This window comes from Streptomyces sp. NPDC006283, from assembly GCF_040613325.1.
GTDB lineage: Bacteria > Actinomycetota > Actinomycetes > Streptomycetales > Streptomycetaceae > Streptomyces.
Map to the genome: position 1 here is coordinate 1 of NZ_JBEXRZ010000201.1, position 13794 is coordinate 13794.

The following is a 13794-nucleotide window of genomic DNA, read 5'->3' on the forward strand; positions in this document are numbered from 1 at the left end:
ACCTGCTGTGCCCGGCGGCCCGGGGCCGGTGCCCTTCGGAACCGGCCCGGGGCTCCCGGCGAGGCCTCAAGACGCGTCCATAAGGGTCCGTCCGACGTCCACGAAGTCCTTGCGCTGCTCCGTCAGCCGGCCGCCTCGCACCACCTGGAAGGTCACGCTGCTGTTGACGATCCGCGGGTAGCCGGACGCGCCGAGCATGTCCTCGTAGCCCCAGCGCAGTGGAGGTGTCAGATTGCCGGTCGACACCTCCACGCCCTGGTCGAGGGCGTGCGAGATCTTGCCGGACGTGACGCGGTCGGTGTCGAGCGAGCGGATGACCTTGTCCAGCACGGTGTACGCGATCCAGGTCGTCTGCACACCCGCGTCGGCCGGATCGACGCTGTTGTCGCCGAACGCGTGGTCATTGATGACGTCGCGCATCGGGCCCCAGCGGGTGTCGCCCGCGTCCGGGTACCAGCCGGTGATGTAGGCGCCCTCGTAGGGGCCGTTGCGGCCGCCGGTGCGGTCGACGAGGGGTTGGCCGACGCTGCCCATGACGGAGGAGATCCGCACCTGCCGGCCGTCGTCGGGCAGCCGCCGGAAGGAGTCGAAGAAGGTTTCCGTGCGGTCGCCGAGAGCGGCCGTCACGCAGCCCGGCCGGTCGCCGCCGGCCATCGTCGTCGTCCAGGTCGGCTGCGCCGCCCGCTTGCGCGCCAGCAGCGCCTGCTCGGTGTAGTCGGTGGCGTCCTCCTCGGCGAGGATGTCGGCCGACTCCTGGTTCTTGCCGCGAGCCAGGCCCGCGTTGAGGAGCGCGGGCAGATCGTCGCCGGCGAGGCTGTCGGGCCGGACGAGGGAGACCTTCTCGCAGGCGTCCGCGAGCTGTTCGCCGTTCCCGGCGAGCAGCGCGGCCTGGCCGCCGTTGACGGGATAGGAGAGGTAACTGCTGAACTCGGCCTCGGAGATGCCGTATCCGCCGATGAAGGGGATGCCCGCCGCCTCCAGCGGCGCCATGAAGGCGTCGCCGTGCTGACTGTACGAACCGACGACCGCGACCGCGCCCTCCTTGACGGCCCGTCGGGCGCAAGACGCCGCGCCCTGCGGCCTGTTCTGCTCGTTGCAGGTGATGACCCGCAGCTCGTGGCCGTCGATGCCGCCCCGTGCGGCGGCCCACCGGGCATAGGCCTTGGCCATCGCCGGCATGCCGGGCATGTTGGTCGCCTGTGTGTCCTCGGGGGCGAAGGTCATGACGGTGACGGGCTCCCTGGAGCCCCCCGGGTCTCCAGGGAGTACGCCGCAGCCGGCGAGCAGCGACGCCCCCGTCGCCGCCACCGCCGTACACGCGGTACGGAAGCGAAGTGTCGTCGAGGGGCGGGGAAGGGTGGAGCGGCGCCGACCGGTCATGACTGTGCACGCTTCCGGGTCCAGGTAACGACTCAGTGAGCATGGTTCAACGGGGGGTGACGGTGAGGTGAATTGCCGGGGTGGGTTCGGGTGGACGAGAAGGGAACGTACGATCGAAGGCGTGCAGCAAGGTTCGGACAACCCTTCCCGTCGCGGCCGTCGCTCCTCCACCATGGGCGGCATGCCGCTCAACGACATGCCCTGGTGGCGCTGGCGCAGCAACGTGCGCTCGGCGCTGCACATGCTTTCCGACCCCGTCTTCCACCAGGAGTTCTGGCTGGTGGGGCGCGAGGGGTACGGCGACGTCACCGACGCCGTGTACCGCCTGGTCGAGGACACCTGGCTGGACAACTGGTCCGCGGAGAAGTACGTCGGGACGATCTTCCGCGACTCCGGTGAGGCCGCCCTCGTGGACGTCGCCGTGCTGCGGGTGCTGCGGATCATGCACCAGGTCGGCGCCGACGCCCCCGTCTCCGCCTACATGGAGCACCACGGCTGGCCGGAGGCCGTACGGGCCGCGCGGGAGGCGCACGTCCGGCTGGCCGAGAACGACGGCGAGGACCCCGACGTCACGCCGCGCTCCCTGGAAGTGCTGCGGATCATGACGCGGTCCGCCTGACGGACCAGCTCCGGGCCGCGCCGCCGGATGTGGCAGTCTACGAGGATGACCGACCAGTACGTCCTCACGCTCTCCTGCCCGGACAAGCAGGGCATTGTGCACGCCGTCTCGAGCTATCTCTTCATCACCGGCTGCAACATCGAGGACAGTCAGCAGTTCGGGGACCGTGACACGGGTCTCTTCTTCATGCGGGTCCACTTCTCCGCGGAGTCCCCGGTGACCGTCGACAAACTGCGCGCGAGCTTCGCCGCCGTCGGCGACTCGTTCCAGATGGACTGGGAGATCCACCTCGCCGAGGAGCGGATGCGGATCGTCCTGATGGTCAGCAGGTTCGGGCACTGCCTGAACGACCTGCTGTTCCGGTCACGGACCGGCGCACTGCCCGTCGAGATCGCGGCCGTCGTCTCCAACCACACGGACTTCGCCGAGCTGGTCGGCTCCTACGGCATCCCGTTCCACCACATCCCGGTCACCAAGGACACCAAGGCCGCCGCCGAGGCGCAGCTGCTGGAGCTGGTGCGGGCCGAGAAAGTGGAGCTGGTCGTCCTCGCCCGCTACATGCAGGTGCTCTCCGACGACCTCTGCAAGCAGCTCAGCGGCAGGATCATCAACATCCACCACTCCTTCCTGCCGAGCTTCAAGGGCGCCAAGCCGTACCACCAGGCGCACGCCCGCGGCGTGAAGCTGATCGGCGCCACCGCGCACTACGTGACGGCCGACCTCGACGAGGGCCCGATCATCGAGCAGGAGGTCGAACGCGTCGGCCACGAGGTCACCCCGGAGCAGCTGGTGGCGGTCGGCCGCGACGTGGAGTGCCAGGCGCTGGCCCGCGCGGTGAAGTGGCACGCCGAGCACCGCATCCTGCTCAACGGCCGCCGTACCGTCGTCTTCGCCTGACGGCCCACCCACCATAAAGACGGGCCGGGTCCGCACCTGATACGCCGGACAGGGCCTACTCGCCGACGGCGTTGGCGCACAGGTCGTCCAGAACGAAGCTGTTGTCCAGGACCTGCAGCTTGCGTTCCGCCTCCAGCTGCTCGAGCAGCCGGGTGAGCAGCGCCTCGTTGCCGGGGTCGCCCACGAACTCCAGCACGGCCCTGTGAAACGCGTCACGCAGCGTCGGCGGCATCGCGTCGGAGGCGTCGAAGCAGATCTGTCCCGCCGAGTCGAAGAGGTCCTGCACGCCCTGCGTGCCGGGCGACGGCGGGACGGAGGACGTCGTGCCGCCGGGGAAGAACGGCCGTTCGCCCGCCTGCGCCGCGTTCGCCCAGCTCGTGCGGGCCTCTTCGGAGGTGAGCCTGCCGAGCAGGTCCCAGGCGGCGTCGCTCGCCCTGAACACCGCGGCCATGTCACCGGACACCTCGAAGGCGTTCTCGCCGCCCTGCGCCGCGCTCCGCGCTCCGTCGAGGTACTCGGATGTCGGGCGGGGCAGCACATCGTCGCCGTAGTGCCTGCGGATGAAGGAGCCCTGGTGCTCATGGGTGCAGTCGCCGCGGTTCAGCAGTCCGTAACGCCCGTCGTCGAGCAGCTCGAAGTCCGCCAGCGCCTCCGTGCCCGGCGAGCGGCCGTCCGCCGTCATCATCCGCCCCCACTCCCGCCACAGCGGCGCGGTCTTCCTCCACTCCGTTCTTCCGGTCGCCCAGTCCTCGTACGCGTCGGGGCCACTGCGTTGAAGGATCAGGTCCTCGAGCCAGTCGGTGCCCGGCCAGCCCGAGGTGGCCCCTGAGCCCATACCCAGGCACCACACCGGATCGGCGTCCTCCGCGTCCGCGTCCGCACGGCTCCACACCAGCGACTTGAGGTCCACCCGTATCGGCACCCAGTAGGCCCGGGTCTGCGCCCCGCCGTTCGGCCCGGTGACCGTGACCGTGGGTGCCCAGGGCGGGACGGCGGCGCCCGCCACGCGCTCCGGCAGCCAGTGCACGTCCCCCGCCTTCACGTACTCGACGAGTTCGCCCGGGCTGTTGAGGATCGCCACGTCCGGCGGTGCGCCGGCCTGGAGCTGGGCGACGAGGGTCTCCCGCAGGGAGCGGGTGCCCTTGTAGACGTAGGAGTGGCCGGTCTTCTTCTCCATGGCCTTCAGCGCTTCCTTGAACGGCTTCTCCTCGCCGTCCGTCCACGGCCCCAGCACGACCAGGGTGCGCTCGTCCGGCGAGCCGGAACAGCCTCCTGCCGCGAGCGCCCAGACGGCGAACAGGACCCCCGCGAGCAGCACCCTCAAACCCCTGCGTCTCCTCATGACTCCCTCACGCCTCGGTGCGCTTGCGCCGGGTGACGCCGGCCGGATACGGCTTCCCGTAGAGGAAGAGCGTGACGCCGCAGGCGAGTGCGCCGATGCCGGCGACGGGGACGGCGATGCCCGCCGTGAGGGACCAGCCGTCCGGATTCGCCGCGTCCATCCGCGCGTACGCCGTGTCCGTCGCTTCCTCGATCCTGGTCGAAGCACCCGGGTCGGCGTCGACCTCGCGCAATGCGGCGACCTCGGCCCGCAGGCTCTCCTGCGCGTCGTGCTCCTGCGCACCGCCGAACGCCAGCAGCACCGGCGTCAGCAGCACCGGCAGTGCGCCTGCCGCCAACTGCAGGCTGACCAGCCGCAACCGGTCCCGCAGGAACAGCGCCGTGCCGACGGTCACGAAGCCGAACAGCGCGGTCGTCAGCAGCGCGGCGCCCGCGGCCGTCAGGGTCAGCGGGCCCCACGCCGCCAGGTCGGCGTTCTCGTCCCGCAGCTGAAGCTCCAGCTTCCTGATGCGGTCCAGCACGGCCGTCGGATCCCGCGGCACGGCGGACTTCGTGCTCGCCGGTCCGCTGAGCAGGTCCTCGGCGTACTCGACGCCCGCCCGGCGCAGCACGTCGCTGTCCCGGTTGCGGTCCGCCCAGGCGATCTTGTCCCCGTAGGCGACGACCAGCCCCGAGACCACCCGCAGCTCCTGCTCCTGAGCTCTGCTCAGGGCATCGGCCTGGGCGACACGGTTGAGGCTCTGGGCGGCTTCCGTCATCCGCGAGCGGTACGTCTCGCCCAGCTCGACCTCGCCGGCGTGCGGGGCGGTCAGCAGCCGCAACTCGGCCTGCGCCTGGGCCAGTCCGAGCGATGTCCGGGCCTGCGCGAGCCCCTCCAGCGCCGGAACGCTCCGGTGGCGCAGCCGCTCGGAGCGTTCGTGCACATCGGTGTAGGCGGCGGCGGCGAGCGCGAGAGCGAGCAACGCGAGAGCGGGCAGGACCAGCATGCGCCGCCGCAGGAACGCGGCCGTGGCCCGGCGGCCCCCGGGCCCGCGCCCGACGGCCCGCGCCCACAGGGCGGGCCCCGCCCCGGCGGCGTACCGCCCCAGCGTCACGGCCCACCGCTGCACGGCCGGCCAGGCGCGTCTCATCCGGCCTCCTCGGGGTTGCGGGCCGCCTGCCGCGGGGCTCTTCCCCCACCCCGCCCCTTCCCGAAACCGGGCTCCGCCCGGACCCGGTACCGCGCTCCGCGCGGTGTCCTCAATCGCCGGACGGGCTGAAAGTGCCGCTCCGCGGCAATGCAGCCCCGCTGGGGCACTCCCCGTGGAGGGAGGAACCCCCGAACACCGCGCGCAGCGCGGTACGGGTCCTGGCGGAGCCCGGTTCCGGGAAGTGGGGGTCTCCCCACGGCCGTCAGGCCGTAGGGGGAGGGGAGGGGGAGCAGTCCCCCGCCGGCGATCATGCGCGGCCGCCGGGGGACAGCCGTCGCAACCACGCCCGGCGGCCCACGCGCGGGCGGGTGTGGCGCAGGCCGAGGGGGCGGGTGCTGTATGCGTTGTCGAGCAGTGCCTCGGCCAGTGCCGCCCCGTGGGGCAGATCTTTGCGGAGGACCTGCTTGGCCAGTTGGCGGTAGCTCGCGGAGAGCTGCTCCCGCAGCTCCCGTTCCGTCGCGGGCAGCGGGATCGTCTTCGGCAGCGCGGCGCGCAGTTCGGTGAGCACCCGATCCGAGCCCGACGAACGCACCAGTTCCAGCAGTTGCTCGCGCAGCTCCGCCGTGAGCCGCTCCTGCGCCTGCCGGTCCGTGAGCCCCTCCTGGCCGGTGAGCCGGTGCAGGGCGGCCTGGGCCCGGATCGCGGAGGCGACCGTCGGGGCACCGGCATGGATGCGGACCATCGCCGTCCGTGCGGCGGTGCGGTGCCGGGAGTCGGGCGGGACACCGTCGAGGGAGGCCAGCGCGCGGTCCGGGCTGTGCCGGGCCAGATGAATACGGGCAAGCCCGAACGCGGCAGCGCCCAGCGCGTGGTTGCGCCGCCACACCGCGTCGTAGAAGAGCATGGCCTGCTGCTCGTGCGCCTCACGCGCCGCCGGGGCCTCCGGTGCGTCGGCCCGCCCGCCGGCCCGCCACTCGTCGGCGAGCTTTTCGTGGCAATAGCCGAGGGCCAGCTTGGGCGCGTACTCGCCGGGTATCGCCGCATACACCGTGTCGAAGCAGTTCAGCGCCCTGTGCAGTCGGCCGTGCGCGAGCTGGGTCAGCCCCTGGTGCCAGTCGAGACGCCAGTCGTAGCCGGCCCGTTCGCCGAGCAGCCGCGCGGCCCGCTCGAGCTCCACCGCGGCGGTCACCAGCGCCTCGTCGCGGCTGTGGCGGCGGGTGCCGGCAAGCTCCAACTGGAGTCGGCACCGCAGCAGATGCAGTTCCGGCGACGGCAGCCACTCGTTGCTGAGCTGGAGCAGCCCCGCCGGGTCGTCGTGCGAGGTGCGCTGGAGCTCCTTCCAGTTGGGATCCAGCTCGTCGGGTTTCGGTACGGGAAGCGCCACCGCCGCCTCCGACGGTTCCGGTACGTGCGCGCCGAGCCGGTCGGCCGTGCCGTCCGCCCCCCAGCGCTCCAGGGGCGGAGGTCTGCCCAGCCGGCCGTCCAGCGCAATGGCGGCCGAATCGAAGAGCGGGGAGGGCTCGAACGTCTCCTCGTCCAGGCGCAGCGACCGCAGTTCGCGCAGCACGCCGCGCAACTGGACCGCCATCTCCTGCGCGGTGGCGTATCGCCGCTTCGGGTCGGTGGCCGTGGCGCGCGACAAAGCCCGCTGCAGCGACTCGGTGCCGAGGTCGGACGGTGGTGAAGGGTCCTTCGCGACCAACTCGCCGAGGACGGCGCCGACCGTGTAGAGGTCGCCCGCGGTGGTCATCCGGCCGCCGGTGTTCATGCTCTCCGGCGGCCGGTGGGTCACCGGTCCCGGCGCGCCCGGCTCGCGTACGCCGGCGACGTCGATGAGTTTGATGCCGGTGCCGCAGTGGAGGACGTTCGTGAGCGACAGGTCGCCGTAGACGAGTTTCTCCTTGTCGTGCAGGTAGTGGAAGGCTTCCAGGATCAGCAGGCCGTACGCGACGACGAACTCGCGCACCCGTGGTCCTGCGAACGGCTCGACGTGCCGGGCGATGCGGGACGCGACCCAGGACAGGGACGCACCGTCGGCGAACTCCATGACGATGAACTCGGACGACGTCCGCTCGTGGCGCGCGTAGTTGACCACGCGGATGACCGACGGGTGGTTGAGGCTGACGAGCCGCAGACGCTCCTGGTGGGCCTGGAGCACGGCGGCCGGATCGCCGGGGTCCAGGATGCCCTTCAGGGCGACGGGGCGGTTCTCCAGCAGCAGGTCGCGGGCCAAATACACCTTGCCGTGGCTGCCCTGCCCGATGGGGCCCACCACCTCGTACTGCTGGTGCAGCATCACTCCGCCGGCGAGCCGGTCTCCGGCCTGCTCGGTGACGAGCGCGTCCGGGTCGCGCACGGCGACGGCAGGCAGGTCCGTCAGCCCGTCGCCCGGCGGGCCGACGACGAACTCGCGGGGCCCGGCCGGACCGGCGAGCTCCTGCTCCACGGCCTCCGCCTCCAGCAGCGCGGCCTCGATGTCGACGGCGCACCGGAACAGGGCGCGCACCTGGTCGACGGAGCCGTGCAACGGGCCTTCCGGGCCGATCTGCTCGAGCGTCCGGCGCAGCCGGGGGGCCTGGGCGGCGGGACGCCGTCCGGACAGCTGCCGCAGTCGCTGCTCGGTCTCGGCGAGCCGGCTCACCCGCGTGCCGAGCCGCTCGGTACGGCGAACGCTCCAGTCGACGCCCAGCAGCTCGTCGCGTACGCGGGCGAGCAGCGGCGAGCGGGGGTCGCTGAAGACGAGGAGGAGCCGGCTCTGGCCGCGGGCGAGCAGGGCGGTGAGCAGCCGCACGATCTCGTCGTCGGTGGACGCGGACCGGTCGACGGACAGGAACGCGGCGATCAGCGGCGGACTCTCCTCGGCGATCCGCGTGAGAAGGCCGCCGTCCGGGCCGCCACCGTCGGCGTCGGGGGCCACAGGGGCCACTGGGGTCTCTGGGGTCTCTGGGCTGTCCCGGCTGTGTGGGACGGCCCGGGTGCCGTGGCCGTTCGGGCCGCCGCCCGGTCCGCCCGGCCCGTCCGGTACCGGGTCGAGGCCGATGCGGTCAGCCGCGTGCCGGGCCAGCTCGGCGGCCGTCCGGTTGGTCGCGTCGACGGCGATGTCGATGCTGCCCACCTGCGGACCGCCCGGCACTCCCGGTGTGCCGGAATCGCTTCCCGGTGCCGACGCCCCCTCCGGGGGACTCTGTTCGCGGTCGGCGAGGGTGAGCACCGATCTGACGGTGTGCAGGAGGTCGTGCTCGCCCTCCCCCGCGAACACCGGCTCCACCGGGTCCGTGTCGGGGGTGCCGTCGAGCCATCGGGTCAGCCGCTGGTGCAGGCCGGGGACGCGGCCGGAGGCGGTCCTGTGATGGGCGACGGCGACGTCGTGCGACACGGCAGGCTGTCCCGTCACCGTCAGCCCGAGGCGTTCCAGCGGCAGATGCTTGAGCACCGTCTCGGTCGGGATCATGTACGCGTGGTCCCGGCGCACCCGGACCTGCGGGGTGCCGAACTGGTGCGCCACGATGCCGATGACCCGGCGCGTACGGCTGTGCACGACGGCGCAGCCGCTGTAGCCCCGCCGCACCACGTACGGTGCGTTCAGCGCGTCGAGCTGCACCCACTCCGGCGTCGGGGCGGGGCCGCCGCGTCCCATCAGCCGGGCATCGAGGTGTTCACCGCCGGGCAGGTCCTCCGGATACCCGGTGAAGTGCACCATGTCGCCGCGCGCCGGGATCTGGCGGTGCAGGACGGCATGCGGCACCGCGGGCTCGTGGTCCAGCTTGAGCAGCGCGAGGTCACCGCCGAACTGCCCCGTGGGCGGGACCAGATACTCCCGCAGGAGCCTGGCCCGCAGCGGCTCCTCCGCCTCCCTCGCGGGCGCGCGCGGCACATCGACGTACACCTCTTCCAGCGGGGTACGGATTCCCGAGGAGTCGGGGCGGGAGAGGACCACATGAGCACAGGTGAGCACCAGACCGCCGGGTAGCAGCACCCCGGCACCGAGCGGCCGGCCCGCACGATCCTGCGTCCGGAGCAGGCGCAGCCGCCAACTCTCCTCATGGCCCGTGAAGTTGGATGTGCGAAGCGGCTCGCTCATACTGCTCAAGATAACTACGGGAGACGGGGGACGCGATGGCTGAGCGTGACGAAACCGCGGTCGTGGGGCTGGCGGAGGTCATCGGGCAGGTCCGCGACGAGCTCGAGAACGCACAGCGGGCAGGCGCGGGACGCGATCTGCGGTTCAGCGTGGAGAACGTGCAGCTGGAGTTCGCCGTGCAGGTGCGGCGCGAGGGCAGTGGCCGTGCCGAGCTGAGGATCGGTGTGCTCACGGCGGGAGGCGGCGGCTCGGCGGCGCGCGACACCACGCACACCATCCGGATCGAGCTCAAGCCGCACCGGGAGAACGGCGACCCGAACTACAGCGTCGGCGGGGAGTGACGCCAGGGGCAGGCGGATTCAGCCCGCGACGAGTGCCTCGGCGACGCTCGTACGGGCGTAGAGCACCACGCGCCCGGTGCGGTGGGCGGTGACCAGACCTGCCGCACGCAGAGCCGTCAGTTGCTGCGAGACGCCCCCGGCCGAGAGGCCGGTGCGGCGGGCCAGGTCCGTCGTGGACGCCGGGGCGGCCAGCTCCGCGAGGAGCAGCGCACGGGTGCGGCCCAGCACACCAGCGAGGGCGCCCGAGTACGGCTGGGCACGCGGCTCCCACAGCGTGCCGACACCGCGCGGCGGATAGCGAAGCGTGGGCTGCCGTTCGTCGCTGCGCACATAGGAGAAGATGCGCGGCGACACGAACACCGACGGCACCAGCAGCAGCCCCCGGCCGCCCAGGGTGTGCGCACCGCGCACACGGCGGTGCACCAGCTGCAAGGTGCCCGAGTCCCAGGCGAGTTGAGGGTCGAGGTCGTCGAAAAGGCGCCGCGCGCCGCCCTCCGCGAAACGCTTGGCCCGGTAGAGGATGTCGCCCTCGACGAGGGTGAGGATCCGCGGCCAGTGGGGCGCGATCGCCACCTCCCAGTAGGCGGCGATCACCTCTGTGAGACGCCCGAGCCCGCGGTCCGGGTCCGCGCGGAGCGCGGCGACGCCCTGCCGGACCTCCGTCGTCGTCGTACGCAGCAGGTGGCGCGGTGTGGACCGCAGCGCTGCCAGCTCCACCTCGAGCGAGGGCTGCGGGGTGGTCGGCGGCGGGGCGAGGAAGCCCGGGATGCCGGGGGTGGGCACGGCGATCAGCGAGGACAGCGGTGCGAGGTCGAGTTTCGCGGCGGCGATCAGCGGCCGTACCTGCTCGGTCCACCGCCGGTGCATACCGAGCCCGTCGGCGCCCTTGAGCACCCGCACGCTGGCGACGACCTCCCACAGCGGGGAGACGGCGAAGCGTGTACGGGCCACGTCCTCGGCCGTGAAGCCGATTTCGAGCGTGCCGTGCTCGGGTGGTCTGTCCTGCACCATTCGGCTGAGGCTAAATCATTGGAACGCGATCCCGCTTCCGGGCAGCGTACGGGCCATGCCACACCACAGTCCCTGGCGGTCCCGTGACTTCCGTGCGCTCTTCATGGCCACCGCGTTCAGCCAACTCGCCTCGAACATCGGCTACATCGCTGTCCCGTTGATCGCCGTCACCGCGCTCGACGCGAGCGCCGGCGAGATCGGTCTGCTGGCCAGCCTCTCGACGGCCGCGTTCCTCCTCATCGGGTTGCCCGCCGGGGCGTGGGTGGACCGGATGCGCCATTGGCGGGTGCTGATCGCGGCGGACCTGGCGCGGGCCGGCCTCCTCGCCTCCGTGCCCGTGGCGTGGTCGCTGGACGTCCTCACGCTGGGCCAGCTCTACGCCGTCGTCCTGCTGAACGGCTGCGCCACGGTCTTCTTCGACGTGGGCGCGCAGAGCTGTCTGCCGCGGCTCGTGGACCGGGAGGCCCTGGTGCCGGCGAACGCGGCCGTGGTGAGCCTCCAGGCCGCGGGCAACGTGGCGGGCAGGGGCGCGGGCGGAGGCGTCGTGCAGCTGTTCACGGCCCCGGTGGCGGTGATCGGCGTGGGCGTGCTCTACCTTGCGTCGGCGCTGCGCCTGGCGGCCCGTCGCGACCGCGACACCCGGGCCGCCCCCGGCGTCGGCACGGCTGCCGCGCCCGACCGCGTTCCAAAGGTCCCGGCCGCGCGGCTGGGGACGCAGATACGGGAGGGGGTGCGGCACGTGTGGGGCAACGCGGAGTTGCGGGCGCTCGCGCTCACCGCCACGCTCACCAACCTCGGCTCGCAGATCGTCAACACACTGCTGCCGATCCTCTTCACCCGCGAACTGGGCCTCTCCGCAGGTGTTCTGGGGCTGTACTGGGCGGTCGGCGGTGTCGGCATCCTGCTCGGCGCGCGGTGTGCCCGCCGTATCGCCCGGCGGCTCGGGCACGGCCGCACGCTCGGTATCGCCGGCCTGTGGATGGCGCCGGCCGCGCTGCTCCTGCCGTTCATCGACCGGGGCTCCTGGCTGTGGCTCGCCGGGGCCGGCTGGCTGCTGTACACGTTCAAGATCGGCGTCGACAACGTCCTCGGCGTCAGCCTTCGCCAGCGGCTGACCCCCGACCCGCTGCTCGGCCGGATGAACGCCACGTTCCGCTTCATGCTCACCGGTGCGATCGCGGTCGGCTCGGCCGTGGCGGGCCTGATCGGCGAGTTCGCGGGGTTGCGCGTCGCGCTGTGGACGGGCGCCGGCTGCCTGGCGCTCGCCTTCCTGCCCGTCTTCCTCTCCCCGGTGCGCCGGCGGCAGGAGCTGCCGGGCCAGGAGGCACCGGCGCCCGCCGCCGACCACGCACCGAAGGGCCGGACGGACCCCCGTGCTCCTACAGCCGGCTGAGGGCCGCCGCCGCGAAGAGCACGTCCCGGATCGCCTCCCGGTCGCCGTCCTGGCCGGCAGCGGCCTCCTCCGGGGAGACATGACCGGCGACCAGCTTGCAGAACTCGACCCCGTCCAGCGCCACTTGCGCCACCGACCTGGCCGGTGAGCCGACGGCGGCCGGCGAATCCAGGGCGATGTGCCAGCTCCCGCCGCCGGACCCCTCCACCTCCAGGTGGAGCGAGCGCCCGGGCGCCCCGGCCGTGACCAGATGCTGCGGCGGCCCGGCGAGACCGGCCCGCCTGCGCTCGGCGAGTGCGGCGGGCAGCAGTCTGGCCGCCAGATCGATCATCCGGTTCAGATGGGCGCCGCTCGGCGGCGCGTACGGGTAGTCCACCGCTCCGGCGATGTCGTCCGCGTGGATCCAGCACTCGAAGGCCCGGTCGAGCAGTGCGTCCTGGAGCGGCAGGGCGAACGACCCGTAGGAGACAGACAGTTCGGCGACGCCGCGCCCCGCGAAGGACACCGTGCGGACGAGGGTGTGGCTCTGGTCCCGCCACGGCTCCCGGATCGAGCCGGTCGGCGGCAGGTCCGCGGTGCTCCAGAAGGACTCCGTCCGCTCCGTCGGAAGCAACGGCGCGTGAGAGCCCAGCGGGTCGTTCAGCCCGAGCGCGGTCGCGACGAGGCCGTCGACGGTCATGAGGTGGCCGATCACACCGGCCACGGTCGTGCGCCGGCTGACCTGGCGTTCGCCCTCGAACCACTTGAGCCGAACCGGCGCGTGCCACTCCGAGTCCCCTATGTCCCGCAGCAGCGCGTCCAGCCTGGCGGTCTCCGCATCGTAGGGGTCGGCCCAGTCGGGCACGGGGATACGGGCGGGCCTGCGGCCCAGGCAGTTCTCCAGCACACGGAAGCGCAGCAGCGGGTCGAGGTCCAGGTCACGGTCGGTGTGCAGCAGTCCGACGGCGTCCCGCAGCCGCAGCGCCTCTTCCGCGCACGGGGCGCAGTCGCCGAGATGGTCCTCGACGGCGGCGGTCTCCTCAGCGGAACAGGCGGACAACGCCCACGCGCCGAGCAGCGACTTGAGCACGCTGTGCGGCGGCGCGACGGAGGCGCCCTCGACGGGCACGGGGTCGAGGGCCACTGGGCCGAGGGGCACGGGCTCGACGGGCTCGGGGTCGACCGGGCCGGGGTCGACGACGCGCGAGTCGTCGGCCGCCTCCGCCGCCTCGGGTGCACTCTCCGCTTCGGGCACGCTCTCCGCCTCGGGCGGCGTGCCGTGCGCGGGCGGCGTGTCGCGCTCGGGCTGCGGCTTCCGCTTCGGGAGCGGCGGCCGCTTCGGGCGGTACGCGTCCGGGTGGAGGTCGTCGGCCGCGAAGCGCGGCGACGGTATGCGCGGTACACCCCGCACCTCGTCGCCGTCCCGCTCGCGGTCGTCGCCGCCGCCGTCCAGTGGCCCGTTCACAGTGCGCGTCCGTAACCGGGAGGGGAGGAGCCCTCCAGTGCGCGGGTGTGCGCCGTGGACAGGAGCTGGAGGCCCAGGCGCAGCCGCCGCCTCGCCTCGTCCTCCGTGACACCGAGGTCCGCCGCGGTCTGCCGGTAGTCCCGGCGCTGGAAGTACG

10 protein-coding genes and 1 pseudogene are annotated in these 13794 nt (G+C 72.7%); 4 read left to right on the plus strand and 7 right to left on the minus strand.

Features of this window, described 5'->3' with window-relative positions; translation table 11 throughout:
- Positions 1–66 precede the first annotated feature (66 nt).
- Positions 67–1380 (minus strand): ABC transporter substrate-binding protein, encoded by a 1314-nt coding sequence (locus ABZ070_RS29265; protein ID WP_356638348.1) that lies wholly within the window; start codon positions 1378–1380, stop codon positions 67–69.
- Between the two features lie 172 nt (positions 1381–1552).
- On the opposite strand from ABZ070_RS29265, the gene ABZ070_RS29270 reads away from it, so the two are divergent.
- Both ABZ070_RS29270 and purU read left to right on the plus strand, forming a co-directional pair.
- Positions 1553–1999 carry a hypothetical protein gene (locus tag ABZ070_RS29270; RefSeq protein ID WP_356638356.1) on the plus strand — a complete coding sequence of 149 codons (447 nt, stop codon included), beginning with the start codon at positions 1553–1555 and terminating at the stop codon, positions 1997–1999.
- 45 nt (positions 2000–2044) lie between these two features.
- Positions 2045–2896, plus strand: a complete 852-nt coding sequence (gene purU, locus ABZ070_RS29275) for a formyltetrahydrofolate deformylase (protein ID WP_356638349.1) — start codon at positions 2045–2047, stop codon at positions 2894–2896.
- Between the two features lie 55 nt (positions 2897–2951).
- Here purU and ABZ070_RS29280 read toward each other — a convergent pair whose 3' ends face one another.
- The 3 genes from ABZ070_RS29280 to ABZ070_RS29290 form a co-directional block, all read right to left on the minus strand.
- Positions 2952–4238: an extracellular solute-binding protein gene (locus ABZ070_RS29280; RefSeq protein ID WP_356638350.1), complete on the minus strand. Its 1287-nt coding sequence runs from the start codon at positions 4236–4238 to the stop codon at positions 2952–2954.
- Between the two features lie 7 nt (positions 4239–4245).
- The gene (locus ABZ070_RS29285) at positions 4246–5367 is read right to left on the minus strand and encodes a hypothetical protein (RefSeq protein ID WP_356638351.1); all 1122 of its coding nucleotides are present in this window, start codon (positions 5365–5367) and stop codon (positions 4246–4248) included.
- A 307-nt stretch (positions 5368–5674) separates the two neighbouring features.
- Positions 5675–9448: a tetratricopeptide repeat protein gene (locus tag ABZ070_RS29290; protein WP_356638352.1), complete on the minus strand. Its 3774-nt coding sequence runs from the start codon at positions 9446–9448 to the stop codon at positions 5675–5677.
- A 35-nt stretch (positions 9449–9483) separates the two neighbouring features.
- Here ABZ070_RS29290 and ABZ070_RS29295 point away from each other — a divergent pair, with 35 nt between their 5' ends.
- Entirely contained in the window at positions 9484–9789 is a 306-nt protein-coding gene (locus ABZ070_RS29295) for a trypco2 family protein (RefSeq protein ID WP_356638353.1), read from the plus strand.
- 18 nt (positions 9790–9807) lie between these two features.
- On the opposite strand, the gene ABZ070_RS29300 is transcribed toward ABZ070_RS29295, so the two are convergent.
- A complete protein-coding gene (locus ABZ070_RS29300; RefSeq protein WP_356638354.1) occupies positions 9808–10800 on the minus strand; it encodes a winged helix-turn-helix domain-containing protein in 993 nt (330 codons plus the stop codon).
- Between the two features lie 55 nt (positions 10801–10855).
- Between ABZ070_RS29300 and ABZ070_RS29305 the strand changes: the two genes are divergently transcribed.
- Positions 10856–12193 (plus strand): MFS transporter, encoded by a 1338-nt coding sequence (locus ABZ070_RS29305; RefSeq protein WP_356638355.1) that lies wholly within the window; start codon positions 10856–10858, stop codon positions 12191–12193.
- Here ABZ070_RS29305 and ABZ070_RS29310 read toward each other — a convergent pair.
- The gene (locus ABZ070_RS29310) at positions 12180–13625 is read right to left on the minus strand and encodes a zf-HC2 domain-containing protein (protein WP_356638357.1); all 1446 of its coding nucleotides are present in this window, start codon (positions 13623–13625) and stop codon (positions 12180–12182) included. The genes ABZ070_RS29305 and ABZ070_RS29310 overlap by 14 nt on opposite strands.
- A gap of 8 nt (positions 13626–13633) precedes the next feature.
- Positions 13634–13794, minus strand: a pseudogene (locus ABZ070_RS29315) (RNA polymerase subunit sigma-70); the annotation flags it as partial.